Below are 24023 nucleotides of genomic sequence, written 5' to 3' on the forward strand. Positions count from 1 at the left end.
CACCAGGATCACCTGGTGGGCGGCTTCTTTGGTGTCGGGGGTTCGCCCGAATCGGGCTGTAGGTTGGGATGTGACGAGGATCACCTGCCCGGTGGGCGGTCGCGCCCATCGTACGTCCGGATGGGTTACTGCACCCTCCGCTCGTGCGCGTCGCGGGGGCCGGTAGCATTCTGCTCTGCAGTCCGCCGGCGTCGCCCGCGCGGAATTGGGGCGGTAGCTCAGTCGGTTAGAGCCGTGGACTCATAATCCATTGGTCGCGGGTTCGAGCCCCGCCCGCCCCACTTGTAAGGGTGACCAATCGTGTCCATGAAGTCACTTGAAGTCGGGGCGTCGGTGGTGTCACGACCGTGACGGCAGTTCGAATATTGCCTTCAGAACGGGGCGACCTCGGGGCACTGCCATTTCGCATCCCATTTCGTGGCCTCCTTGTTGTCGGAGAGCCCGTCCAGCTTCGTCAGGCTGATACGTGCGGAATCATCGATCGGAACGATCAGCGCATATCCGTTCTCGACGGTCCACCGGGCGGGGAGCAGCACCCAGCGGTMGGGGCGGACTACGAGGGTCCGAAGGCACTCGTACCGGTACGTGAACCGCTGGCCCGGTCGCGAACCGAGTGGAGTCTCCTGTACCAGGTTCGGAGGTGCGAACAGGGGCTCGGTGGTGTCGAGCACCACCACGGTCTCCTTGTCCCAGAGGTCGCCCGCGGTCTTCTGTGCCTGATGATGTCCGTACTCGGTGGCGAAGATGTTCGTCAGCCAGAACAGTGCCAGCACGATCGCGGCACCCGCGAACAGCCATGTGGACCGCTCCATGCGGGTGGCGGAAAGCGGTGAGTCCCCCGATCGGAGGGCAGTCAATGCCCCGGATCCCGCCACGATCAACAACGCTCCCACTGCCAGCAGAACCACGAGAGTTGGATAGAGAACGCCACGCTGCGCAGCACGTAGTCCGCCGTGGAGTACTCGAAAGACTCCGTGTCGACACCGAAGTAGCCGAAATACGCGCGCGCGGAGACGAAGCCGAAGTAGTAGCACAACCCGGTGATTACGGTGGTGGGCGCAACGACACCCGCGACCACGCCTATCCACTTGTCCACCGCGACAGTCGACTCCACCGCGACGGCCGGTGTGGGTGGAGACACTTCACTCATCGGGCGGAACCGCGCTCTCGGTTCCCGGATCCGGGGACATCGTCGTCGTCGGTTCCCTCGTCGTCGGGCCAACTACGAATGGGTCGCCCGTAGTGGGCCGAGGCCCAGGCGTCCGTACCCGGTCTCCGACGGTGGGTGGCGCCGACCACGCCGTCTGCTCGGATGTCGAGGCCCCGACTTCGCGGGACGTGGCCGGCGCAGAGTCCGTCACTGCGGGGGAGGAAGGTTGCGGATTTCGTGACGACCGATCAGATGGTTTGGGTGGATTGCCGCCGATTCCGGTGGTCGAGGGGCTACTGGCTCTTGGAGAAGTAGTAACCGACGGCGGTGCCGGTCAGGCCGACGAGCGCGGTGAAGATGGTGTTGAAGACGCCGCCAGCCTGCATCCAGTCCTCGGAGTCGACAATCATCGAGGCGAAGGCGCAGAAGATGCCCATACCCAGTGCAGCGCTGAAGATTCCGCGTGGACTTGGTGAGGAGCGGATCAGGGCGAGCCGCGAACGAACTCGGGACAACATCAGTAGAGGGAGATGTCGTCGACTCGGTCGGCGAGGATCGCGCAGTAGGTGCGGTCGGAGCCGGGCGCGCGGCGTGTCGCGTAACTGGTGTGGTCCTCGCGGTGTAGGTAGCCCTCGACGTCGTCAATGGCGCGGGAGTACTGGTGCCAGACCGTCCAGGGATGCCACCACTGGACCAGCACCGCCTGCCATCGTCGGGTGCGCAGCCGGTCCAGCAGGTCCGCCACCCAGGCCCGCGGATCGGCCAGCGAGAACGCCGCGGACTGGTCGGCGATGGTGCGCAGGGGAGAGTTGGCGGGGCAGCAGCAGATGACGTCACGGGGGTCGGCGACCTGCCAGGTCGGCAGCGGGCCGCTGATCGGGCGTCGTCCGGCGATGCCCCAGCCGGGCAGCCCGGCGGATTCGGGCCGTAGCGGGTCGGCGATCAGGCCGACGCCACGTACGTCCAGGTCGGGATGCAGGCCGCGCGAGACCTCGGCGCCGACGTTGCCTGCGAGTGCGGCGCCGCCTGAGTATCCCAGCAGCACGACGGGGTTGGGATCGTCAGTGATCATCTCGAGCAGCAGTGCCCGACCGTCGGCCAAGGCCTGGTCGAACGAAGAACCGCCTGGGTCGGGATGGGGCCCGTAGCTGGCTTCCCACGGCACCTCCCGGGCGGTGAATCGGGTGGGATCGAGGTGGGTCGTGGTGTTGGTGAGCATGTTGTTCTCGAGCGGCTCCGCGATGCCTCGGCAAGTCAGGACGGTGATCATCGTCAATCCTGTCGCAATGCCTCGTCGACCTCGACGCCGAGCTTCGTGCACAGCGCGCGGAGCAGCTTGTTGTTCTGCTCGGCCACTGCGGGCGTGGACAGCGCGTGCCCGAGTCGATCGTCGGGTTGGTCGGCGGGGCGGAGGTAGCCCTCGCGGCCGAGCGCAGGGCGGGCCAGGCCCAGCATGTCCTCGAGCTCGGGGAGGGTCATGTCGGCGTAGTTCAGGTCGCAGCGACCGAACGGCGGGCACGGCCCGTTGTCGGTGTACTGGTGCGCGAAGTATCCCTCCGGCTTGATCTTCGGCGATCCCGGCTCGCGGCCGTAGCTGGGGGTGACCAGTCGAAGTCCGGCCGGACGCGTGCGCCACAGGTCCGCGTTGGACACCGGATTCCAGTAGCCGATGACCCGTTTGTCGCCGAGCCATGCGCGGGCCCGACGTATCTCGTCGTTGACCTCGGCCGACTGGTCCCCGGTGATCGCGCCGTTGGCGTCCTCGACGTCGGCCATGACGATCATCCGCGGGTGCGGTCCGCCCCGCTGGGTGACCAGGTCGCGCAGCAGGTCGATGTTCGCCTGACCGGGCCGGAAGAACCAGTAGACGATGAAGAAACTCAGTCGGCCGTCGTCGCAGGCGCGCACCGCCCAGTTGTAGTTGGCGGGGAACTTGGTGTCCCGCCGGTCGCCGCTGTTGGATCGGAAGCAGAAGATTTCGCGCGGGTAGGAGTCGTCCACCGGCGCGATCTGGTACTGCGAGACGTCGGCCCAGATCGTGCCGCGCGCGGCCGGCGGCGGGGGCGGGGGCGTCCCGAGGTCGGGACGTTGGCCGTGACGGATGACCACGTTCCATTCGCCCTCGTATACGAACCCGCTGACCGGCCAGCCGTTGGCCACCTGCAGTGCCCGCGCGGCGCGGGCGGTGTCGGTGTCCCAGACTCCGGTCGCCGCGATGCCGCAGGCCAATTGCCATCGCTTCAGCCCGTCCTTCCAGGACTGGGCGTCGGTGGCGTACAGGCCGCTGATCGACTCCGGGRGCCCGTCGAGCGGTCCGTAGTAGTAGCCGGCGGGCAGCGGGAAGGCGTCCGGGTCGGGCGGCGGGTACACCCCGAGATGGCCTGACTCGAGTCGGGTGGCAAAGGCGGCCAGGCGCGGGTCGCCCTCGGGGTATCGGATCTGGGTGTGCATCGGGTCCTTGGTGTTCCAGTCCTCCCCCCAGAAGACCGTTCCCTCGAAGTCCGCGAGCATCTGCCGGACCGCGGCGATCTTGTCCGCGGGCATGTTGACGGCCGCGGGAATCTTCCAGGGCAGCCGGGTGGCGTTCAGGTCCACCGCGGTGCCGCTGAGGTGATTGCTGTCGGGAATGTCGTTGTCCCAGCTGAATCCCCAGTAGTCGCGGGGCCGGTAGGTGTCGATCCGCCAGACGCGCCGGTGCCAGAGCGCGCACCAGGCGATCAGGATCGTCGCCGCGACGCCGCGGCGCACCTCCGGGCGCACGTTGTCTGTGCCCGGGACCAGCGGTCTGACGATCTCAGCGGTGTCGCAGATCCGCCAGCCGTTCTCCGAGAGGCTGTTGCCCCGATAAGTCCGAAAGCCCATCTCACTCACTCCTCCTGCGTTCGCTGACCGGAGAGTTGGCGACTCCGACCCCGCTGGTGGCCGAATTGCAGGTCTGCTCGTGTACCGCCAGTTCAGAGGCGACGTGAAGCCATGACAACTTCCTTGGTCGCAAAACGGGTTTCCTGCGCGGTGCGGCAGTGGTGGCATCTCCTTTCGTGGAGTTCGCGTGTTGAGTGACCTGATGCAGGCGTTCAGGCGATGACGCCGTGGATCGTTTTGGCGACCGCCGGGTGGGCGAGGTACTCGGCGATGCTGTGCGCCCGCTCCTTGGGGTTGTCGACAGGGAACTCCTGGAGCTGGCCCTTCCAGGTGTTGCGCAGCGGGCATCCGATCGTGATCGGGTCGACGGCGGACCAGGCGTTGAGCCAATGGCCGACACGTTCGGGCCGGTTGGGTCCCCGGACCAGCAGCTTGTCATGCACCGCGTCCAGACCCAGCGGGCTGCCGGCGGTGACGAGAACGGCGACGTCGAGCGCGGGGGCGAGTCGGGTGAGCAGGTCCATCGCGACGACGGTGCCGAGGCTGTGGCTGACCAGGGCGAGCCGTCCGGAGACGGGGACGGTCTCGAGGACGCAGCCGAGTACGTCCTGACGGATCTGCTCGTCGGAGAGGTACGTCGCGACGTCCCGGAAGACCTGGGCGATGACGAGCTCGTCCAGGTCGCTGCGGGCGGCGAGCCAGCTGAGCTGCCGCTGCAGCTTGCTCACGATCCCGCCGGCGAAGGAGCCGAGCCCTTCCTGCGCGGCGGGGTCTTCCGGTTGCTGGTCGTCGGCGGGCAGGCCGGCAACGGCCGACGCGTCCTCGAGGATCCGTTCGTACAGCCGGCGGGCCGACGGCGTGATCGGCGCCATCGCCTCGGCGTGGTCGACCGCCAGGATGTCCGGGGAGAGGATGACGCTCTCCTGGGGCCGCAGCAGGTCGGCCAGCCGGTCGCCGTAGAACGGGAAGTACGCATCGGCCGGATCGATCGGGCCGACCCCGGCAAGGGTGAGCCCCTTGTTGAGCCCGGCGGCCCAGTCCCGGCGCAGTACTTCGGGATCGCGCCCCTGCTGCCCGCGGCCGTGCAGGAACAGCAGGTGACGGCCCCCGCCGAAGGCACCCGGCCGGGCGGCGACGCCCCGGCGAACACCGGTGACCTCACGCGACGTCGCGGACGCGGGCGCCGCCGCCTCCGGCCGGGCTGCCGCTGGTGCGGGCTCGGGGCCGAGAACCGCTGGGGCGACGGCTAGTCCGGAGTCCGGACCGAGTTCGGCAAGGAGTTCCCGAGAGCGCGCGTCGGGCTCCAGTCCTGCCAGGTGGCGGAGGATGACGCTGATCCGTGCCCCCTCGTTGGAGGCCCAGGCGATCGTGTCGTCGCCGTCGCCTCGCTGCCAGGGTGTGCCGTCGCGCCGCAGAATCTGTCCGTGTTCGTCGGTGCGCGGCACCCCGGAGTGGTGCAGTGCCACCACGTCMCACTGGTCGTTGTAGACCGGGGAGCCTGAGTTTCCCGGCTCGGTGTCGGTCGAATAGTGCAGGAAGTGATCCAGCTGCAGATCGAGCTGGTTGTTTCGGATCCCGATCTCCTTGAGCCGGCCCATGGGATGGCCGACGATGTTCATCGCCTCGCCGATGACGATCTTCCCCTGTCGCACGTTCAGGCGGTTCCACCAGCCGACGACATCCCCAGGGGGCCTGCCGTCGGGGTGGGGACGGACGAGCACGAGGGTGAAGTCCAGGTGCTTGTCAGTCACGAAGAAGTCGGGATCGAAACCGAACCGCACGGGGGTGCCGGGTGTGTTGTCGATCGTCGTCTCAGCACCGAATTCGGCAATCGCCCTGCCCGCGGCGTCCTCGTCGGGAAGTACGTGGTTGTTGGTCATGAGCAGTCTCGGCGAAACCAGGAACCCTGTGCCCAACGGGATCTCACGGCCACCGTCGGTCAGGGAGATCCGCGCGACCGTGGTTGCCGCGCGGGCACCGCGGGCCAGGAAGCTGGCCGCCTGGAGCTCGTTGCTGGCCCCGATGATCCGCTCCAGCGCGGAAATCCCGTCGACGGGTTCGGCGCGACCGAGCGCGATCAGGGCCTCGACCGGCACCTCGCCCGTGACCACCAGCCGCTCCGCACGGGCGATGATCTGCTCGGCGGAGTCGACGACGGGACTGTCTTTGGCATCGCGTCGCCGCTCGATGTCCTCACGCTTCGCCTCCGACTGGCCGTAACGCCTCGCGGCCGCCCTGGCCTGCTCCAACCACGCCGTCCGGAGCTGTTCGTGCTCGTTCATCGTCCCCTCCCACGGGAGGCAGAAGTGATGTGGCGGTGACCTTTGGTGTGGTGTTACAACGGGTTACGTCAATATTCAGCGCATGGGCAAGTGCTACCTCAGAGTGTCCCAGGGTGGCGATTGGATGTCGCGAGTAGTCGTCTACTCAAAGACCGGCCGCCACAGGGGTCGGCCGCGGGTTCGAGCCCCGCCCGCCCCGCCGGTCAATTCGGTTGCGGCTGCGGATCGTCGTCCGGCGGACTCGGGAAGAGCGCCTCCATTGCCGAGCCGATCTCGTGAAGCCGTAGCAGGAAGGCCTTCTCGTCGTGTCCCTTGCGGCGCATCCAGGCCGTGACCTCGCCGTTGCACTTGCTGGAGTTGCACGAGGCGCAGGCCGGCACGATGTTGCCCAGCGTGTAGCGGCCGCCTCGCGAGATCGGCAGGACGCAGTCGCGCTGTAGCGGTTGGTCCTGGGCGCCGCAGTAGGCGCAGCCGTTCCACGCCTCCTGCAGCGCGGTCCACTGCGGGGCGGTGAGGTCGTGCTCGACGAGGTCCATCCGCCGCTTGCGTCGCCGCGCGTACCTGGACTTGCGGCTGATCGCCATGGCCGCACTCTACCGTCGCTGGGCATGGCGAAGGCCCCGGCGCATCGCTCCGGGGCCTTCGTCGTCAGGTGGACACCGCCGATTCTCGGGCGGCGACGGCGCCTACTTCCCGTGCGCCGCCTTGTATTCCAGCGCGTAGGCGATCTTGCCGGGCTTGCCGTCGGAGTACGGCTTGGACAGCTTGGCGAACTCGCCCTTGTCCTCGGCCTTGCCGTCGTTCCACGCCGCCAGCGCGCCGAGCTGGCCGGCCGTGAATCCGCCGTCGACCAGGGCGCCGGCCGGAAGGGCCGTCTGCGCCTTGGTGACCCGCTTGACGGTGTCGAGGTAGCTGGCGGTCTCGCGCGGGTTCCAGCCGCTCAGGTCGGCGGCCTGGGTGTCGCGCAGCCATGCGCCCCAGTAGAACTCCTGGAACGGGATGGTCCCGGCGGTGAAGCCGATGTCCCGGGCGAAGTACATGAGGCTGCGGTACCGGTCGTCGGCGAAGTTGGCCAGGCCCACCCCGGCGGGGAGGCCGGCGACCGGGACCTCCTTGCCGTCGACGTCGCGGTTCCAGACCCACCCGTTCTTCTGCATCTCGGCCCAGAAGGCGTTGCCGGACAGGGCGCTCAGGTTGCCGAGCACGCGCAACCGCACGCGCACGTCGGGACCCTCGGTCTCGTAGAAGGAGGTCAGCGTGTGGTGGCCGTCGGTCAGGTAGAGCTTGCCGGCGGGACCGACCACGACGGTCTTCATCGGCGCGATGGACTCGGCCGTCTCCTGGCCGACCGGCAGCTCGCAGGCGAACGACCCCGGGTCGGAGATCTTGGCGGCCGGGGTCGCCGACACCGCCTCGACCTGACCGTTCGCCTCGCACCAGTCGTCGAACTTCTTGTTGATCGGGTCCTTGCCGAGGGTGTACCGACCGAGCTTGTAGTACACCTCGTCGTACCCGAGCGAAGGCTGGGTGGCGCGCACGTCGCCGATCCGGACGTCGATGAGGTCGCCGGCCTCGGCGCAGCGGTAGGGGGAGTCGGAGAAGCCCGCGGCCGACCCGCTCGACGAACCGTTGGGGAGCAGGTGGGACAGGCTGCCCGCGGAGGGCCCGCAGGTGGGCGCGTTCAGGTCGGGTCCGGCGAGTGCGGTCCCGGTGGCGCCGAGGGTGCCGGCGCCGACGAGCACAAACGCGGCAAGCGTCGTGAACGCGCTGCGTGGGGTGAGGGGCATGGGTGGGTGATCTCCTGGTCGACGGGGAAGTGCGAGTCACCTTGATCTGCCCCGGTGGCCGGGCGGCCGACCGCGGGTGGACCGCCGTCGACGGTCCCGTGAACGGTCGGCGCTACCGGAACGCGGGTTCGACGAACCGCTCGACGATCCGCCGCTCGACGGCCGGGTCGGCCGCGGGCAGCGCCAGCAGCGACATCACCACCCGCACGATCCACTGAGCGGCGTCGTCGTCGGGCGCGATGCCCGTCAGCGCGGTGGCGATCCGGCCGAGGTCCGGCGACGACGCCAGGTAGTCGTCGCCGCGTCCGGGTCCGGAGTGGGCGAACCAGGCGGCCAGCGCCGGGTCCGCGCGCACCGCCGCCACCGAGACCAGGATCGCCTCGACGATCCGCCGCGACCCGGTCAGCGGCGCCACCGCGGCGGCGACCCGCTCGGCCACCGTCTCCGCGGCGGCCGCGACCACCCCGCCCACCAGGGCGGACTTGCCGCCGACGTACCGGTAGAGGGTGGCGCGGGAGCATCCCGCCCGCGCCGCGACGTCCTCCACGCTGACCTGGTCGAGGCCGCGCTCGAGGAACAGTTCGGCGGCGGCGCCCCGGATCCGCGCGATCGCGGCCGCGCGCCGCGGGTCCGTGCCCAGCCAGTCCTGCCGACGGTGCGACTCGTCCACCAGGGCCCCCGATTCTCCGTCTCACGTCCGTCTCACATTTGAGACGAGATTGCGGGTGAGTCTAGGCGCGGCGCCGGCCGGCGCGGCGCTGAGCAGCGGCGGGACGGGGCGCCGCCGGGCCGCTGAGACGCCGGGCCCCGCCGGCGCTCGGGCGTCGATCTCGGCCTGTTTTCCCTGCTTGACAGGGCTGCGGCGAGGGTGGACGGTGGTGAATCTGTAACGGGTTCTACTACTGCTGGGAGTCGCCGATGACCGCGTTGCCGCTCGACGGGATCGACATCTTCGACCCGGCGAACCTCGACGACCCGAACCCGCTGTACCGGTCGCTGCGCGAGAGCTCGCCCGTCCACCGCGTCCCGGGCACCGACTTCTACCTCGCCTCCACCTGGGAACTCGTCAGCGAGGCGACCGCCCGCGTCGAGGACTTCTCGTCGAACCTGACCGGCGTCCTCGTCCAGCAGCCGGACGGGCCGCCGGTCACCTTCGACATGGACGGCGGCGGGCGGGCCGTGCACGTGCTGGCCACCGCCGACGACCCCACCCACGGCCGTCACCGCAAGCTGGTGCTGCACACCCTCGGCAAGCGGATCCGGGCGCTCGGGCCGACCGTCGACCTGCTGGCCGACCGGTTGTGGGCCGAGGGACTGCGCGACGGCCGGATCGACTACGCCGCCGACATGGCCGACAAGCTGCCGCTGGCGCTGATCGCGCACCTCGTCGGCCTGCCCGAGCAGGACGTGCCGCAGCTGCTGGCCTGGGCGTACGACAGCACCGAACTGCTCGGCGGGGTGGTCACGGGGGACCGGCTCGGCCAGCTCGTCGCCTCGTCCGTGGAGCTCGCCGGCTACCTGCACACCCACTTCGTCGCGGCCCAGGCGGACCCACGCGACGACCTCATGGGCGTGCTCGCGGCCGCCTGCCGGGCCGGGGAGCTCACCGACGACGTCGCGGTCCTGATCCTGATCCAGCTGGTCGGCGCCGGCGGCGAGTCGACGGCGGGGCTGATCGCCAGCGCCGCGCGACTGCTCGCCACCCGCCCGGAGGTGCAGGCGCGGCTGCGAGCCGAGCCCGCGCTGGTCGACGCCTTCCTCGACGAGGCGCTGCGGCTGGAGTCGCCGTTCCGCGCGCACCACCGGCACGTCGTCTCCGACGCCACCCTCGGCGGGGTCGCGCTGCCGGCCGGCAGTCACCTGCTGCTGCTGTGGGGCGCCGCGAACCGGGACCCGGCGCGGTTCGAGCGTCCGGACGAGATCGTCCTCGACCGGCCGAGCATCCGCTCGCACCTGGCCTTCGGCAAGGGCGCGCACTTCTGCGTCGGGTCGGCGCTGGCGCGGATGGAGGCGCTCGCGGCGATCACCCTGCTCCTCGACCGCAGCGCCGACGTCGGGCTCGCCGGCGATGCGGCCTGGGTGCCCAGCATCTTCGTGCGGCGGCACCACAGCCTGCCGCTGCAGATCGGCTGACGCGGCGCCGGGGCGGTTCGTACCGTGGGGCCGCCTTCACCGTGGAGTCCCTTGCGCGGTACCTCGCCCACGAGTGTGTTCATCATCTGCACGATGTGCGAGGCTGACGAACGAGCGTCCAGTTCAAGGCCGGAATCCGCCCTCCGCGGGCTGCCGACGCGCCGGAAGTTCGGCGGGTGCACCCCCGTTGAACTGCGTGTTTCCTTCTTCGTTTCACCCTGATACGAAATTCGCCTAGAACGTGTTCCAATTTGGCCGGATTCCGGCTATCGTGTGCCGTGTGATCACCGTCACCTCGATCACGACAAGCTGACGCGGACGAAAGGCCAGAACGAAGATGAAGACTAAAGGCGCGCTGTTGTGGGGACTGAACGAGCCGTTCTCGGTCGAGGAGATTGAACTCGGTGATCCGCGGGAGGGCGAGGTTCAGATCCGCATGGAGGCGGCCGGGATGTGCCACTCCGACTACCACCTCGTCACCGGCGCCACCCCGCTGCCGTCCTTCCCGGTCCTGGCCGGGCACGAGGGTGCGGGTGTCGTCACCAAGGTCGGCCCGGGCGTCAAGAGGCTGAAGGAGGGCGACCACGTCGTCCTGTCCTTCATCCCGGCCTGTGGCGCCTGTGACCCGTGTACGCAGGGTCACCAGAACCTCTGCGACCTCGGCATGGGCCTGCTCACCGGCGAGTCCATCTCCGACGGCTCCTTCCGCATCCAGGCCCGCGGCCAGAACGTCATCCCGATGTCCCTGCTCGGCACGTTCGCGCCGTACATGACCGTGCACGAGTTCTCCGCGGTCAAGATCGACGAGCACATCCCGTTCGAGGTCGCCGCGCTCGTCGGCTGCGGCACGACGACGGGTTGGGGCTCGGCGACCAATGTCGCGCAGGTTCGTCCCGGTGACTCCGTCGCGATCGTCGGCGTCGGCGGCGTCGGCATGGCCGCGCTGCAGGGCGCGGTCGTCTCGGGTGCACGCCACGTCATCGCCATCGACCCGGTCCCGTTCAAGCGCGAGCAGGCCCTCAAGTTCGGTGCCACCCACGCTTACGCGAGCCTCGAGGAGGCCATCGTCCCGGTCATGGAGCTGACCTGGGGCAAGATGTGCCAGAAGGTCATCCTGACCATGGGCGAGATGGACGGCGCGCTGGTGGACCCGGCGCTGACTCTGACCGCCAAGGCCGGCACCTGCGTCGTGACCTCCATGGGCAACATGTCCGACATGGACGTGAAGATGAACCTCTTCCTCTTCGCGATGCTGCAGAAGACGCTCAAGGGCAACGTCTTCGGTGGCGCCAACCCGCGTCACGAGATCCCGATGCTGCTCGACCTGTACAAGTCCGGTCAGCTGAACCTGCAGGACATGATCTCCAACACCTACAGCCTCGAGCAGATCAACGAGGGCTACCAGGACATGCTGGACGGCAAGAACCTCCGCGGCGTCATCAAGTACACCGACGCGGACCGCTAGACCTCGCACCACTCGACGGCGCCGGGCAGCTCATTCGAGCGGCCCGGCGCCGTCGTCGTTGCCGGACACCCACTCGTCGATGAGCCCGGCGACCCGATCCGGCGCGTCGACGGGGACGAAGGCGCCGCAGTCGTCGAGGATCTCGAGCCGAGCGTCCGGGATGTCGGCTGCCAGCCTGCGGCCCAGGTCGAGGCCGAAGACGCGGTCGTCGGCGCCCCAGACGAGCAACGCCCCGCCGGTGAAGGTGCGCAGCTGCTGCGCGGCGGCCAGGGTGTGCGAGGCATCGATCCCCGCCATGAACTTGACGGTGTCCCGGCGCACCATCCGGTCCCGCAACGGTCGGGTCCAACCGGCGATCACCCCGTCGCTGACCCCGCGGTGGCTGAGCGGCCGGGGAATCGCGAAGCGTCGTGCCGCCCGCGTCCGCATGAGCTGCCCACCGAGGGCGAGGGCGCCGGGTGCCCGGCCGAGCGCGAAGAAGACGCGCAGCGACCGGGGCGGAAACTGTTCGTAGGCGTCGCAGGCGGTGAGGATCAGCGTCCGCACGAGGTCGGGATGCCGGGCGGTCAGGATCTGGCTCAGGCCGCCGCCGGTGTCGTTGCCCACCACCGTGACCCGGCAGAGACCGAGCTGCCCGACCACCTCGGCGGCGAGGTCGGCCAGTGCGGGTGGGTTCAGATCGGCGTCGGGGTTCATCGGCCGGGTGTGCGAGCCGAGGGGCAGCGTCGGCATCAGGCATCGGTATCCGAGGGCGGCGGCCCGGTCGGCGACGCCGTCCCAGAGGTGACTGTCGACGAGCGCGCCGTGCACGAACAGCAGCGGGCTGCCGGTCGGGGCGCCGACCTCGCGCAGATGCACCGGGCCCGCGGTGGTCTCGATCCAGCGTTCAGTTTCCAGGTTGGTGCCGCTCTGCGTCATGTCGGGCTCCCTGTATTGAAAGTGGATTCAATAGCAACCTCGACGGTAGCCTCTGTTGAACGCCATTTCAATAGCGTTCGAGACCTAGAGTGAGCGCGACCGAGGGGAGGGCGCCGATGCCCGAGCAACGCACCCGGCTGACGACCGGGCAGCGTCGCGCCGAGCTGATCGAGGCGACCCTGCGTGCGCTGTCCACCCGGGAGCCGGAACGGCTTTCCGTGCAGGAGATCTCGGCGGAGGCCGGGGTGTCCGTCGGGCTGCTGTACCACTACTTCGGCGGTAAGGACGCGCTCGTCTTTGCGGCGATGGAGTCCGCGGCGGACAAGATGATTGCGGACCTGACCGCGGTGACCGGCGACGGGCCCCTGCTCGGCCGGCTGACGGCCGGGCTCGGGGCCTACCTCGATCACGTGCAGTTGCACAGCGTCGGGTGGCAGGCCTTGATGCGGGCCGGTGGGAGTTCGGGCCTCGCCGAACTCGGGCTGCGAGTGGACGCGGCCTCGTTCGAACTGATTCTCGATTCGCTCGGCATCGATGCGCCGAGCGAGATCGCGGTCATGGTGATCGAGGGCTGCCTGGCGTTCGAGAAGGCCGCGTGCCTGCGGTGGCTGGCGAGCGCGGACGTCGAGCGGGTGACGCTCGAGCAGGTGCTGGCCGGCACGTTCCTGGCCGCACTCCAGTCGGCCTCGGGTGCGGATCCGGCGCTGGCGGCAGGGCTGGCCAGGCTGGCGGAGGGCTGAGGGCGGTCTCGTAGGCTGGCCGGGTGCAGAGCCTCAATGCGATCGCCCAGTGGCCCGTCGACCATGCCGCCGCGGCGGTGATCGGACCGGACGGCCCGATCGGGGTGGCGGGGGAGCAGGACAGGGTGTTCGCCCTGGCGTCGGTGACCAAGCCGCTGGTGGCATACGCGGTGCTCGTCGCCGTCGAGGAGGGCGCCGTCGAGCTCGACCAGCCCGCCGGACCGCCCGGATCCACGGTGCGGCACCTGCTCGCGCACGCCTCCGGCCTCGCGTTCGGCGAGAACGTGGTGGCGGCCGCGCCCGGCGCCAAGCGGATCTACTCCAGCGCCGGCTTCGAGGTGCTCGCGGACCTGGTCGCCGCCGAGAGCGGGATCGAGTTCCCCGAGTACCTGCGCGAGGCGGTGTTCGCGCCGCTGGGCATGACCGCGTCCACGCTCGACGGCCCGGCCGGGCACGGCGCCCGCTCCACGGTCGACGACCTGTCCCGCTTCGCCCGCGAACTGCTGCGCCCGACCCTGCTCTCCGAGCAGACCGCCGCCGACGCGACCGCGGTCCAGTTCCCCGGACTCGACGGCCTGCTGCCGGGCTACGGCTCGCAGCGGCCCAACGACTGGGGGCTCGGGTTCGAGATCAAGGGCGGCAAGGCACCGCACTGGACCGGCGCCGCGAACTCGCCCGCCACCTACGGGCACTTCGGACAGTCCGGCACCTTCCTGTGGGTCGACCCCGCGCGGTCGCTCGCGTGTGTGGCGCTGGCGGACAAGCCGTTCGGGGACTGGGCGAAGCAGGCCTGGCCGCCGCTGAGCGACGCGGTGCTCGCGGAGGCGTCCGGACCGTAGCCGAGAAGGCGCCGGACCGTCGGGTAACTGCCGGTTGTTTGTTCGTGATGCGTAAAGCTGGCCCCTGGTGCACACTGATACCTCGAAAGCGCGTGGAGCCGACTCGAGGTCGTTGGGGAAGACGTCCCTCGTCGAAGCTGGAGGTATCCCGTGCACGCGTTGAATCAGTTCGCTGAAGGCACGAATGGTGTACTGCACGTGCACTCTTCGCCCGCGGCCGTATGCCCGCACGTCGAGTGGGCGCTGACCGCGACCCTGGACTGCCGGGCCAATCTCAAGTGGTCCTCCCAGCCCGCCTCGCCAGGACTGCTGCGCGCGACCAGCAACTGGACGGGGCCGGTCGGCACGGGCGCCAGGCTGGTCAACGCGCTGCGACCCTGGCCGATGCTGAGGTTCGAGGTGACCGAGGACGCCAGCGAGGGCGTGGACGGCGAAAGATTCAGTCATGTACCGGGACTAGGGCTCTGGCACGGGTCGATGAGCGCCAACGGCGACGTCATCCTCGGCGAGATGCGGCTCCGGGCCATCATCGCCGCGCACCGGGACACCGGCGACCTGGCGTCGGAACTCGATGTCGCACTCGGCTCCGACTGGGACACTGAGCTCGAGCCCTACCGCAGCGGCGGCGAGGGCGCGGAGGTCACCTGGCTGCACCGCGACGTCGGTTAGGCGCCGGCCCGCAACTCGTGCGCGGCCCGGGCGTCGCGGACCGCGTCCTGGTGCTCGCGGCTCCACGCGCAGGCCGCCGCCATCGGCTCGAACAGCGACCGCCCGAGCGCGGTGAGCTCGTACTCGACGCGCGGCGGGATCTCCGGATACGCCGTCCGGGTGAGCATTCCGTCGCGCTCCATCGCCCGAAGCGATTCGGTGAGCACCTTCGGGCTGACCATGTGCAGCGGCACCTGCAGTTCCGAGAACCGGCGGGGAGCCTCGCGCAGGCACGCGATGATCCGCGAGGTCCACTTGTCGCCGATCCGGATCGGCGCCGGGCCCGAGGCGCAGTCCGCGAACATGTCCCGCTCGAGTCGATTGCTCACCTGGTCAGCGTAACTATCGTTGCGGTAACCGGCACCCTCCTCGCTACCTTCGCGGCATCGGCCGGCGATCGTGCCGGCCCCGTCGAACGGAGCCCCACATGAGCAGGATCATCATCTTCGGTGCCGCCGGTCGTGCCGGGCGTCGCGCGGTCGAGGAGGCGGCCGCGCGCGGTCACCGGGTCACCGCCGTGGTCCGCGACCTCGACCGGTCCCCGCACTCCGGGCCGGCCGGCGTGAAGGTGCGGCCCGGGGACGTCACCAGTGCCGACAGCGTGGCCGAGCTCGCGGCCGGCCACGACGTCGCGATCAGCGCCGCGGCGCGCATGGACGTCCCGTCGACGGAGTTCTACGTCGCCGCCGCCCGGGCCCTCGTCGACGGCCTCGGCCGCGCCGGGACCGGTCGGCTGGTGACCCTCGGGATCGGCACGATGCTCGAGACCGCGCCCGGTGTCCGGGTGCTGGACGACCCGGAGTTTCCCGCGCCGGCCCGGGATTTCTCACTGGGCCACGTCGCGGAACTCGAGGTGCTGCGGACCGTCGACAGCCGACTGGACTGGGTGATGCTGGCCCCGCCGCCGATCGCCCTCGACGAGGCCGCCGAGCGCACGGGTCGCTACCGGATCGGGGGCACCGCGGTGCTCGGGAACGAGGGGGGTGCACCGGCCTTTTCGTACGCCGACCTCGCGGTCGCCCTGGTCGACGAGGCCGAGCGCACGGGCCGCCGCAGGGAGCTGGTTGCCGTCGGCTGAGCGCGACCGGCCGATGCTCCCGTCCTCCGACAGCCGGAGCGGGCGTCCGTTTGGCGACGGCCGTCGGGTCTTCGAGGGCAGCGTCCACCGGTACCGCGCCGGCATTCCCTGGCGTGACGTGCCAGCCGAATTCGGTCCGCGGCAGTCGATCTGGAAATGTCACCGCCGCTACGCCGGTGACGGGACCTGGGACACGATCCTGGCAAGGCTCCCCGCCAATGCCGAGCGAAATCACGGCGGCCTCGCCGGGGACGCTCCGGTGAGGGGAGACGGCCGAGGCGTCGACGTCGGCCGGCCCGTGTCTCGCCGGTCCTGGGCGGAGCGATGGAGCTCATCTCGTTGTTGACGGCCCGGCGCCGGCCAGGAATTCTACGAGCAGACGGTTGATCTCGTCGGGCCGCTCGAGGTATCCGTAGTGGCCGCAGTCGGCGATCTCTTCGTATCGAGCACCGGGGATGGCGTGGGCGACCTCGCGGCCGTATGCGGGTGGTGTCATCCGGTCGTCGGCGAAGCCGATGACCATGGTGGGGACGACGATGCGTGAATAGTCCTCGAGCCGGTTGCGTGATCGGTCCATTCCGAGTTGGGCGCGCACCCCCGCAGTGGTTCGAGGCGCAGCGGAAAATTCGAAGATGTCGAGCCATTCCTGCGCCTTGGCGGGGTCCTCGAGTGTCCGAGGAGACAGGTGCAGGAGCGCGTTCACTGCTGCGGCATATTTCGGTGGCAGTTCCACCGCCTGGTCGTGGAGGCCCTGGCGCCCCAGATTCAGTGTGCTTTCGATCGGATGGGGTCGTCCGGTGGCGGCGAGCACGACGGCTCTGGAGACGAGGTCGGGGCGGGCAAGGGCAAGTTCTTGGACCACGCGTGCTCCCATCGAAATGCCGACGACGTGCGCCGGCGCACCGTCGAGGTATTCGATCAGCGCAGCTGTATCGGCCGCCAGATCGTCGATGCTCATGTCGTCGGCGCCTTCGTCCGACGGCGCGATGCCGCGGTTGTCGAAGGTGACGACCCGGAATCCGGCTTTCACCAAGGCCGGCACTTGGTAGGTGTTCCAGACGCGGCCGGGGCTACCGGACCCCATCACCAGAACAACCAGCGGCCCGGTGCCGGTGACGTTGTAGTTGAGTCGGATTCCGTTGAGGGTGGCGATGGGCATGCGTGAGTGGTCCTTTCGTCGGTCACACGGTGGGGCGCCTCGTGGCGCCTCGTGGCTGTTCTCGTTCGATGCGGAGGGGCTCTTGCGGCTGCGCCGGTGGGTCGATCCGAGCGTGCCGACCAGGGCGATCGTGCAGAGGGGCGCTCGGCGGTGCGTCGTCTTCGCGGCGATGAGCGCCGCCGCTGCGGGCGTTCTCCGCTGCTGCTTCTGGTGTGTGGTTCACCTGTCAGTCCTTTGTCATGTGTCGGGCTTTGGGGGCGCCAGTTCGGCCTGTTCGGCCATGTCCGCCGAAGGATCCAAACGGAAAGTTGAACTCCCGGCGAAGGACCCGTGCCGCAGATCGTGGATGCACTCACGATCATTCGCTGGTCCTGCTAGTCGGCCGCCCGGTACCGGGCCTCGTACTCCTCGCGTTCCTTGTCGATCCGCGGTTGCCTGTGCCTGACGAGGAGCTCAGGCTCGAGTCCGTGGCTGACGAGGCGGTGACGCAGGTAGATGTTCTTCAGGGCGAACAGGAAGTAGGCGAACGGCAGAAACAGCAGAAGGACCATGCTGATTCGGATGAGCCATGGACCGGGGATGAACAGCAGGGCCGCGAGGATCGGGACGAGAGGGACCAGGCAGCGGATCACGTAGCGGCGGGTGGCGCCGGGTCCGGTGATGTCCTTGACGACCCAGTCGTGCAGGTCGGCCGGCAGGGTTCGGCCGGCGAGGTAGCCGACATGTTGGCGCGTTGACGGCGTGTTGCCGGAAGTGGTGGCTGGCATGGTCAGTCCTCGTTGCTCGTGGAGGTGTAGTGACTTTCGGGCAGGACAAGCATTCGGGCGTAGCTGATCGCGCGTGGGGTGGTCTCGAAGATGTGCCGGTCCTCGCTGTCTGTGGTGGTGAACACGCCGAGGGCTTCGAGGGGGCGCAGGTGCTCGGGTTTGATTCCGGAGATGAGCACGCTGATGTGGCGGTGTTCGAGTTTGGTGATGGCGTCCTTGAGGACGATGGCGCCAGTGGCGTCGAGGGCGGTGACCCGCGACATGCGCAGGATCACCACCTTCACGTCGGAGACCTCGGCGAGTTCGAGGAGGAATCGGTGTGCGGCGGCGAAGAACAGGGCGCCGTCGATGCGGTAGGCGACGATGTGCTCGCGCAGCAATTCGTGTTCTTCGGTGAAGTGATCGTCGTTCTCGAGGGGCACCTGCTCGATCCGCGCTGACCTGGCGACCGCCCGCAGCGCGAGGATCGCGGCGAATCCGACACCGACGGCGACCGCGGTGACCAGGTCGAACACGACGGTGACGAGGAACGTCGCGATCATCACCACCGTGTCGGCGCGGGTGGCGCGGGCGATGGCGAGGATGGAGGCGGTCTCGACCATCCGGACGGTCGTGGCCAGCAGGACTCCGGCGAGCGCGGCGAGGGGGATCTCGGCGACCAGCCCGGCGGCCAGGTACACGATCGCGGCGAGGATGAGCGCGTGGGTCAGCGCCGCGAGCCTCGTGCGGGCACCGGAGCGGACATTGACCGCGGTCCGCGCGATGGCGCCGGTGGCCGGCACGCCTCCGAACAGGGGTGCGGCGATATTCGCCAGCCCCTGCCCGAACAGTTCCCGGTCGGGGTTGTGCCTGGTCCCGACGCCCATCGAATCCGCCGCGGTCGCCGACAGCAGTGATTCGAGCGCCGCCAGTGCCGCCACGGCGAGCGCCGGCGCAATCAGGGACGTGAGGTCGCCCAGGTGAAGAAAGCTCAGTGTCGGCGCGGAGAAACCGGACGGGATGGCGCCGATGCGCGCGATGTCCATGTCGAAGAGCTGCGCGACGACGGTCACGGTGGCCACCGCGACGAGCGAGAACGGGACCCTCGGGAAGTAGCGTCCGCCGACGAGGATCGCGACGGCCACCACCAGCGCGATCACCGGCGTCAGGGTCGACGGGCTCTCCACGAATCGGCGCACCGCGTCGAACGCGCTCTGCCACACCTTTTCGCCCTCGGCTCCCTGTATTCCCAGGGCAGCCGGGACCTGTTGGAGGGCGATGACGACCGCGATGCCGGCGGTGAATCCCTCGATGACGGGGGCCGGCATGTAGCGCACGGCCCGGCCGATACCGGCGAACGCCAGCGCGACGAGCATCACCCCGGCGATCAGACCGACTGCAAGCACGCCCGTCGGCCCGTACTGGGCGACGATGGGAACCAGGACCACTGTCATCGCACCGGTCGGACCGGACACCTGGAAGCGGGAGCCGCCGAACACCGCGGCCACAGCGCCGGCAACGACGGCTGTGGTCAGACCTGCGGCGGCCCCCAGGCCGGAGCTGATGCCGAAGCCCAATGCCAGTGGCAGCGCGACCAGCGCGACGATGAGACCCGAGAGCAAGTCGGCGCCGGGGGCGCCGAGCGCGGGCTTCCACTCGCTCCACCGGGGCAGTAGTTCGGCGACAGACCGTAATGCGCCGCTGAGGCGACCACCGGCGAGGCCAGTTGTTGTCGTGGGCCCGTTCGGGTCCCCCAGTTCTGACATGTGCAGCTTCCTCGGATAGGAACAACCTCTCCAGGTTGCTAATTGCTAAGGTTAGCAACTAGCAACGATGGAAGGTTAGATGATGCGTGTAACACCGTTCAGCCGACTTCGTGGACAGATATTGCGATGCTCGGACTGCGGCTTCCTGTGCCGAACCTCCGCACTGCGGGCCGGCGACGACTCCTGTCCGCGCTGTGGAGTCGAAGTGCTGGTCGTCGTCGGCACCGGCAAACCGTTCTGTTCCACCGGCCGGGCCTGCTGAGGGGAAGGCCAGCCGGGCCGGCGGAAGAGGTGGCCCGGACCCGAGGAGGGCGATCCCTCTCCTCGGGTCCGGGCCCGGGAAGACGCGGAGCGCAGGGTAGATCGACGTTGCGCGCTCCGCCCCTGGATGGTGGGGCCGGTCAGCCTTCGCGACGGATACGCACGCGATGGAAGTCATCGTCCCGTGCGGTGGCGGGTTTGCCCGGATAGGGGCCGGAAAGGGTTGGGGCGGCGAGTCGGAGCTTGAGGGCGCCGAGTTCTTCGCGCAGGACGTCGGGCAGGGTGTTGCCGCCAATGGTGGCGTACCACTCGTCGATCAGGCGTGTCTCGTCGATCCACTCGCCGTCGTCGACCTCCAGGGCCGCCGCGATCTTGGTGTGGTCGAACTTCATGCCCGTGAGATCGAGTGCGTCGATCGGCGGGACGTTACCGATCGGCGTCAAGTTGGCCGCACCCTTTCCCTCGACTCGAGCCAACGCCCATTTGAGGATCCGGGAGTTCTCCCCGAACCCTGGCCACAGGAACTCGTCGGCGTCGCCGCGCCGGAACCAGTTGACATAGAAGATCTTCGGCAACTTGGCCGGATCCGCCTTCGCCCCGATGTCGAGCCAATGTGCAAAGTAGTCACCGACGTGATAGCCCAGGAACGGCAGCATCGCCATCGGGTCACGGCGCACGAGCCCGACTTCGCCCGTCGCGGCGGCGGTGGTCTCCGAGGACAGGGTCGAGGCGAGGAACACCCCGTGCTGCCAGCTCAGAGACTCGGTCACCAGGGGCACAGTCGTGGCGCGGCGCCCGCCGAAGAAGATCGCCGAGATCGGCACCCCGGCCGGGTCGTTCCATTCGGGGGCGACGGTGGGGCACTGCGCGATCGGGGTGCAGTACCGCGAGTTCGGGTGCGCCGCCCGCTCACCCGATGCCGGGGTCCAGTCCCGGCGCCGCCAGTCGGTCAGGTGGGCCGGCGGCGCGTCGGTCATCCCTTCCCACCACACGTCTCCGTCATCGGTGAGTGCGACGTTGGTGAAGATCGAGTTGCCCCGCTCGATGGTGGCCATCGCGTGCGGGTTCGTGTGGAGTCCGGTGCCGGGGGCGACGCCGAAGAACCCCGCCTCGGGGTTGACCGCGTACAGGCGTCCGTCCTCGCCGAAGCGCATCCAGGCGATGTCGTCGCCGACGGTCTCGGCGGTCCACCCGTCGAGGGTGGGCTCGAGCATCGCGAGGTTGGTCTTACCGCAGGAGGAGGGGAACGCCGCCGCGACGTAGTACACCTTGTTCTCGGGGGAGGTGAGCTTGAGGATGAGCATGTGCTCGGCCAGCCAGCCCTCGTCCTTGGCCATCTTCGAGGCGATCCGAAGCGAGTAGCACTTCTTGCCGAGAAGCGCGTTGCCGCCGTAGCCGGAGCCGTAGCTCCAGATCATCCGCTCTTCCGGGAAGTGGGAGATGTACTTGGTGTCATCGCACGGCCAGGTGGAGTCGGCCTGGCCCGGGTAGAGCGGGGCCCCGACGGAGTGGAGGCACTTGACGACTTCGGTTCCGGCGGTGACCTTGTCCCACACCGCGGCCCCGGAGCGGGTCATGATCTGCATGGAGACGGCGACGTACTCCGAGTCGGTGACCTGGACACCGAACTTCGGCTGCGCCGCGTCGAGCGGTCCCATGCAGAACGCGATGACATACATCGTGCGGCCGGCCATCGCCCCGCGGTAGTGCTCGGCCATCACCGTCTTCATGTCGACGGGGTCCATCCAGTTGTTCGTCGGCCCTGCATCGGCCTCGAGGCGGGAGCAGATGAAGGTCCGGTCCTCCACTCGTGCCACGTCCTCCGGGTCGGAGACGCACCAGAAGGAGTTCGGCTTGCCCTCGAGGCGGACGAAGGTCCCCTTGTCGACCAGTTGTGTCGTCAGGCGGTCCCACTCGCCGGTGGATCCGTCGCACCACACCACGGAGTCGGGGCGGGTGAGGTCGGCCATCTCGGCGACCCAGGACACGATCTCCTCGTGCATTGTCGGGGCGGCCCCGATGCCGGTCGCGGGTGTGGTCACGGTGTTCTCCTCACGAAAGTCGTCGAATGCGGTGCGGGTGAAGCCCTGCAGCGCCGCTACGGGTGCTGGCTGCGGTCGGTGACCTGAGCGAAGACACGGCCGACCTGGCGGGCGATCGCACGAGTGACGAGACCGTCGTCGGGTCCGGGTAGTGCCTGCCCGGCCGGCGTGGTCAGCGCCAGCGCCCGGGCGGCGGCGGCAATGACCTCGATGGTCACCTCTCGCGCCTGGTGCCCGCACAGCGCGCTGAGCAAACCTGGCACCACCAGTTGCCCCAACGTGAATGGGTCCGCGGGGTAGCGCACGGTGCGGCCGGGGGCATCGGCTTCGGAGGCCGTTCCGGCGAGATCGATCAGAACGTCGTTCTGTTCCATCAATCGTCGTAGTGGGAAGGCCTGCGCATCCCCGCCGTGCCAGTTGGTGATCTGTCCGATACCGCTGTTCATCAGGATCGGGCCCAGCAGGGGCGCATTCTCGGGACCATTGACCACGACACGCCCAGAACGGGGTGCGGCACCTTGGCGCCGAAGTAGGGAGATCGTCGTCGCCGCCAGCGCGGCGGTGACTGCGTCGAGTTCGGTGAGAACCAAGGGTCCGCCGCGAGCAACTACTTCGCCTTTGACCAGTGAGGACTCCTGGGCGCTGAGACCAGTCACGAATGCAATCGACACACGGGGTGCGAGTGAGACGATCCGTGTTGCGACGGCTGTCGAGTCACTCATGGTCATTGGCAGCCGCAGCACACGGATCGGTGTCCGACTTCGGATCAGGCCCGTGTATCGCTCCATTGCGGTCCACGGTGAGCGCTGCGTTGCGGTCCGAGAACGCCCACTTCGGGCCTCGCCGACCGTTACCACGGCAGCGTCGATCCCCAGAAGCAGCAGTCTTTCGCTGTCCGTGAGCCCGCGAGCGCCGCGGCGTTCATCCTTGTCGGTCACCCTGTTCATCCATTCGTGCAAGATAAGCATTTAAGAAATTCTGCAATCAATAGTTCCGCGTAGACCCGTCCGGTGGGACACTTGCTCAGCCTGCCGAGTCGCCCACCAGTGCAGCGGACTCCGGTAGATCTTCGAGCAACTCGGCCTGGCCCGCGACGACGCCCGTGAGGATCCCCCTGGCAGTCGCCAACAGGTCCGCGACTTTCGGTGAGGTCAGTGCATAGGTGACCGACAGGCCTTCGCGCCTGGCAGTGACGAGTCCGGCGCGTCGCAGGATCGACAGCTGCTGTGACAGATTCGCGGGCTCGATCCCAACCTCGGGCAGCATCTCCGAGACGGCGTGATCACGCTCGCTCAACAATTCCAAGACCCGGATGCGCGCCGGGTGCCCCAACGTCTTGAAGAAGTCCGCTTTCATCTGATATAGCGGTTGGCGCGAGTTCGCAACCATGGCGCCTCCTGTCGTTCTCCGTTGGGGCCGTGTGCCCACGACATCGTGCCTCGCCGCGATCATTCCACAACCCGAACGCTACTTGCGAATCTTAGCAATTTGGTGATGGCAGCTGATATGAAGAACGGGTTCTAGTTTGGGTTCATCTTCGAGAGGTCGTTCGCCATGGGCACACCAGTAATCGTCGAGGCAGTCCGTACCCCGATCGGCAAGCGAGGGGGTTGGCTGTCCGGCCTGCACGCGGCGGAGACCCTCGGCGCGGTTCAGGTCGGACTTCTCGAGCGGGCGGGCATCGACCCCCTCCTCGTCGAGCAGGCCATCGGCGGCTGCGTCACCCAGGCGGGCGCACAGTCCAACAACGTCACTCGGGTGGCCTGGCTGGCTGCGGGCCTGCCGTGGCAGACCGGCGCCACCACCATCGACTGCCAGTGCGGCAGCGCGCAGCAGGCCAACCACCTGATCGCCGGGCTGATCGCCACCGGCGCCATCGACATCGGCGTCGCCTGCGGCGTCGAGCAGATGAGCCAGGTCCCGCTCGGCGCCAACGTCGGCACCGAGGCCGGCCCGCGTCGGCCCGCGTCGTGGGACATCGACATGCCCAACCAGTTCGAGGCCGCCGAGCGGATCGCGAAGCGTCGCGGCATCACCCGTGCGGACATCGAGGAGCTCGGCGTCCGCTCGCAGGCGCTGGCCAAGCA

25 protein-coding genes and 1 tRNA gene are annotated in these 24023 nt (G+C 68.9%); 9 read left to right on the forward strand and 17 right to left on the reverse strand.

Annotated features, from left to right (window positions below; all coding sequences use genetic code 11):
* Nucleotides 1-207 precede the first annotated feature (207 nt).
* Nucleotides 208-281, forward strand: a tRNA-Ile gene (locus AC1DU4_RS21985).
* Between the two features lie 90 nt (nt 282-371).
* Here the strand turns inward: AC1DU4_RS21985 and AC1DU4_RS21990 are convergent.
* The 9 genes from AC1DU4_RS21990 to AC1DU4_RS22030 form a co-directional block, all read right to left on the reverse strand.
* Entirely contained in the window at nt 372-812 is a 441-nt protein-coding gene (locus AC1DU4_RS21990) for a hypothetical protein (RefSeq protein ID WP_477843448.1), read from the reverse strand.
* Between the two features lie 65 nt (nt 813-877).
* Nucleotides 878-1150: a hypothetical protein gene (locus AC1DU4_RS21995; protein WP_477843450.1), complete on the reverse strand. Its 273-nt coding sequence runs from the start codon at nt 1148-1150 to the stop codon at nt 878-880.
* 293 nt (nt 1151-1443) lie between these two features.
* A complete protein-coding gene (locus AC1DU4_RS22000) occupies nt 1444-1668 on the reverse strand; it encodes a hypothetical protein (protein WP_477843452.1) in 225 nt (74 codons plus the stop codon).
* Entirely contained in the window at nt 1668-2420 is a 753-nt protein-coding gene (locus tag AC1DU4_RS22005) for an alpha/beta fold hydrolase (RefSeq protein WP_477843454.1), read from the reverse strand. The genes AC1DU4_RS22000 and AC1DU4_RS22005 overlap by 1 nt, the downstream gene beginning before the upstream one ends.
* 2 nt (nt 2421-2422) lie before the next feature.
* Nucleotides 2423-4012 carry a M15 family metallopeptidase gene (locus tag AC1DU4_RS22010; protein ID WP_477843456.1) on the reverse strand — a complete coding sequence of 530 codons (1590 nt, stop codon included), beginning with the start codon at nt 4010-4012 and terminating at the stop codon, nt 2423-2425.
* Nucleotides 4013-4224: 212 nt separating this feature from the next.
* Nucleotides 4225-6294, reverse strand: a complete 2070-nt coding sequence (locus AC1DU4_RS22015; RefSeq protein ID WP_477843458.1) for a trypsin-like serine peptidase — start codon at nt 6292-6294, stop codon at nt 4225-4227.
* Between the two features lie 203 nt (nt 6295-6497).
* On the reverse strand, nt 6498-6830 hold the full coding sequence (locus AC1DU4_RS22020; RefSeq protein ID WP_477843491.1) for an HNH endonuclease: 333 nt from the start codon (nt 6828-6830) through the stop codon (nt 6498-6500).
* 150 nt (nt 6831-6980) lie between these two features.
* On the reverse strand, nt 6981-8081 hold the full coding sequence (locus AC1DU4_RS22025; RefSeq protein WP_477843459.1) for a ParB/Srx family N-terminal domain-containing protein: 1101 nt from the start codon (nt 8079-8081) through the stop codon (nt 6981-6983).
* Between the two features lie 112 nt (nt 8082-8193).
* Nucleotides 8194-8751: a TetR/AcrR family transcriptional regulator gene (locus tag AC1DU4_RS22030; protein ID WP_477843461.1), complete on the reverse strand. Its 558-nt coding sequence runs from the start codon at nt 8749-8751 to the stop codon at nt 8194-8196.
* 248 nt (nt 8752-8999) lie between these two features.
* Between AC1DU4_RS22030 and AC1DU4_RS22035 the strand changes: the two genes are divergently transcribed.
* Complete coding sequence (locus tag AC1DU4_RS22035; protein ID WP_477843463.1) at nt 9000-10214, forward strand: cytochrome P450; 1215 nt, start codon at nt 9000-9002, stop codon at nt 10212-10214.
* A 337-nt stretch (nt 10215-10551) separates the two neighbouring features.
* A complete protein-coding gene (locus AC1DU4_RS22040) occupies nt 10552-11679 on the forward strand; it encodes an NDMA-dependent alcohol dehydrogenase (protein WP_477843465.1) in 1128 nt (375 codons plus the stop codon).
* A gap of 30 nt (nt 11680-11709) precedes the next feature.
* Here AC1DU4_RS22040 and AC1DU4_RS22045 read toward each other — a convergent pair whose 3' ends face one another.
* Complete coding sequence (locus tag AC1DU4_RS22045) at nt 11710-12597, reverse strand: alpha/beta fold hydrolase (protein WP_477843467.1); 888 nt, start codon at nt 12595-12597, stop codon at nt 11710-11712.
* Between the two features lie 116 nt (nt 12598-12713).
* Between AC1DU4_RS22045 and AC1DU4_RS22050 the strand changes: the two genes are divergently transcribed.
* From AC1DU4_RS22050 to AC1DU4_RS22060, 3 genes are all read left to right on the forward strand, one after another.
* Nucleotides 12714-13337, forward strand: a complete 624-nt coding sequence (locus AC1DU4_RS22050; protein ID WP_477843469.1) for a TetR/AcrR family transcriptional regulator — start codon at nt 12714-12716, stop codon at nt 13335-13337.
* A 23-nt stretch (nt 13338-13360) separates the two neighbouring features.
* Nucleotides 13361-14176 (forward strand): serine hydrolase domain-containing protein, encoded by an 816-nt coding sequence (locus AC1DU4_RS22055; RefSeq protein WP_477843471.1) that lies wholly within the window; start codon nt 13361-13363, stop codon nt 14174-14176.
* A gap of 150 nt (nt 14177-14326) precedes the next feature.
* Nucleotides 14327-14845, forward strand: a complete 519-nt coding sequence (locus tag AC1DU4_RS22060; RefSeq protein WP_072845822.1) for a DUF3145 domain-containing protein — start codon at nt 14327-14329, stop codon at nt 14843-14845.
* On the opposite strand, the gene AC1DU4_RS22065 is transcribed toward AC1DU4_RS22060, so the two are convergent.
* On the reverse strand, nt 14842-15213 hold the full coding sequence (locus AC1DU4_RS22065) for a winged helix-turn-helix transcriptional regulator (protein WP_477843473.1): 372 nt from the start codon (nt 15211-15213) through the stop codon (nt 14842-14844). The genes AC1DU4_RS22060 and AC1DU4_RS22065 overlap by 4 nt on opposite strands.
* 98 nt (nt 15214-15311) lie before the next feature.
* Here AC1DU4_RS22065 and AC1DU4_RS22070 point away from each other — a divergent pair, with 98 nt between their 5' ends.
* A complete protein-coding gene (locus tag AC1DU4_RS22070; RefSeq protein ID WP_477843475.1) occupies nt 15312-15962 on the forward strand; it encodes an NAD(P)-dependent oxidoreductase in 651 nt (216 codons plus the stop codon).
* Between the two features lie 13 nt (nt 15963-15975).
* A complete protein-coding gene (locus AC1DU4_RS22075) occupies nt 15976-16308 on the forward strand; it encodes a transposase (protein ID WP_477843493.1) in 333 nt (110 codons plus the stop codon).
* Here AC1DU4_RS22075 and AC1DU4_RS22080 read toward each other — a convergent pair.
* From AC1DU4_RS22080 to AC1DU4_RS22105, 6 genes are all read right to left on the reverse strand, one after another.
* Complete coding sequence (locus tag AC1DU4_RS22080; protein ID WP_477843477.1) at nt 16294-17121, reverse strand: alpha/beta fold hydrolase; 828 nt, start codon at nt 17119-17121, stop codon at nt 16294-16296. The genes AC1DU4_RS22075 and AC1DU4_RS22080 overlap by 15 nt on opposite strands.
* 374 nt (nt 17122-17495) lie before the next feature.
* Entirely contained in the window at nt 17496-17888 is a 393-nt protein-coding gene (locus AC1DU4_RS22085; RefSeq protein ID WP_477843479.1) for a DUF5313 family protein, read from the reverse strand.
* Between the two features lie 2 nt (nt 17889-17890).
* Complete coding sequence (locus AC1DU4_RS22090) at nt 17891-19633, reverse strand: SulP family inorganic anion transporter (protein ID WP_477843481.1); 1743 nt, start codon at nt 19631-19633, stop codon at nt 17891-17893.
* A gap of 401 nt (nt 19634-20034) precedes the next feature.
* On the reverse strand, nt 20035-21936 hold the full coding sequence (locus tag AC1DU4_RS22095; protein WP_477843483.1) for a phosphoenolpyruvate carboxykinase (GTP): 1902 nt from the start codon (nt 21934-21936) through the stop codon (nt 20035-20037).
* Nucleotides 21937-21992: 56 nt separating this feature from the next.
* On the reverse strand, nt 21993-22874 hold the full coding sequence (locus AC1DU4_RS22100) for a hypothetical protein (RefSeq protein WP_477843485.1): 882 nt from the start codon (nt 22872-22874) through the stop codon (nt 21993-21995).
* Nucleotides 22875-22959: 85 nt separating this feature from the next.
* Nucleotides 22960-23325 carry an ArsR/SmtB family transcription factor gene (locus tag AC1DU4_RS22105; RefSeq protein ID WP_477843487.1) on the reverse strand — a complete coding sequence of 122 codons (366 nt, stop codon included), beginning with the start codon at nt 23323-23325 and terminating at the stop codon, nt 22960-22962.
* A 165-nt stretch (nt 23326-23490) separates the two neighbouring features.
* Between AC1DU4_RS22105 and AC1DU4_RS22110 the strand changes: the two genes are divergently transcribed.
* Nucleotides 23491-24023 (forward strand): thiolase family protein (locus AC1DU4_RS22110; RefSeq protein ID WP_477843489.1); only part of this gene is annotated, 533 nt, incomplete at its 3' end.

The sequence above is a fragment of the Rhodococcus sp. P4_F5 genome, from assembly GCF_056401315.1.

What these genes read in the sequence shown, in the direction of transcription:
- AC1DU4_RS22045 (WP_477843467.1), bottom strand. Translation starts at nt 12,597, where the DNA reads ATGACGCAGAGCGGCACCAACCTGGAAACTGAACGCTGGATCGAGACC.
- AC1DU4_RS22035 (WP_477843463.1), top strand. Translation starts at nt 9,000, where the DNA reads ATGACCGCGTTGCCGCTCGACGGGATCGACATCTTCGACCCGGCGAAC.
- AC1DU4_RS22075 (WP_477843493.1), top strand. Translation starts at nt 15,976, where the DNA reads ATGCTCCCGTCCTCCGACAGCCGGAGCGGGCGTCCGTTTGGCGACGGC.
- AC1DU4_RS22105 (WP_477843487.1), bottom strand. Translation starts at nt 23,325, where the DNA reads ATGGTTGCGAACTCGCGCCAACCGCTATATCAGATGAAAGCGGACTTC.
- AC1DU4_RS22050 (WP_477843469.1), top strand. Translation starts at nt 12,714, where the DNA reads ATGCCCGAGCAACGCACCCGGCTGACGACCGGGCAGCGTCGCGCCGAG.
- AC1DU4_RS22020 (WP_477843491.1), bottom strand. Translation starts at nt 6,830, where the DNA reads ATGGACCTCGTCGAGCACGACCTCACCGCCCCGCAGTGGACCGCGCTG.
- AC1DU4_RS22025 (WP_477843459.1), bottom strand. Translation starts at nt 8,081, where the DNA reads ATGCCCCTCACCCCACGCAGCGCGTTCACGACGCTTGCCGCGTTTGTG.
- AC1DU4_RS22000 (WP_477843452.1), bottom strand. Translation starts at nt 1,668, where the DNA reads ATGTTGTCCCGAGTTCGTTCGCGGCTCGCCCTGATCCGCTCCTCACCA.
- AC1DU4_RS22005 (WP_477843454.1), bottom strand. Translation starts at nt 2,420, where the DNA reads ATGATCACCGTCCTGACTTGCCGAGGCATCGCGGAGCCGCTCGAGAAC.
- AC1DU4_RS22080 (WP_477843477.1), bottom strand. Translation starts at nt 17,121, where the DNA reads ATGCCCATCGCCACCCTCAACGGAATCCGACTCAACTACAACGTCACC.
- AC1DU4_RS22085 (WP_477843479.1), bottom strand. Translation starts at nt 17,888, where the DNA reads ATGCCAGCCACCACTTCCGGCAACACGCCGTCAACGCGCCAACATGTC.
- AC1DU4_RS22040 (WP_477843465.1), top strand. Translation starts at nt 10,552, where the DNA reads ATGAAGACTAAAGGCGCGCTGTTGTGGGGACTGAACGAGCCGTTCTCG.
- AC1DU4_RS22070 (WP_477843475.1), top strand. Translation starts at nt 15,312, where the DNA reads ATGAGCAGGATCATCATCTTCGGTGCCGCCGGTCGTGCCGGGCGTCGC.
- AC1DU4_RS22090 (WP_477843481.1), bottom strand. Translation starts at nt 19,633, where the DNA reads ATGTCAGAACTGGGGGACCCGAACGGGCCCACGACAACAACTGGCCTC.
- AC1DU4_RS21995 (WP_477843450.1), bottom strand. Translation starts at nt 1,150, where the DNA reads ATGAGTGAAGTGTCTCCACCCACACCGGCCGTCGCGGTGGAGTCGACT.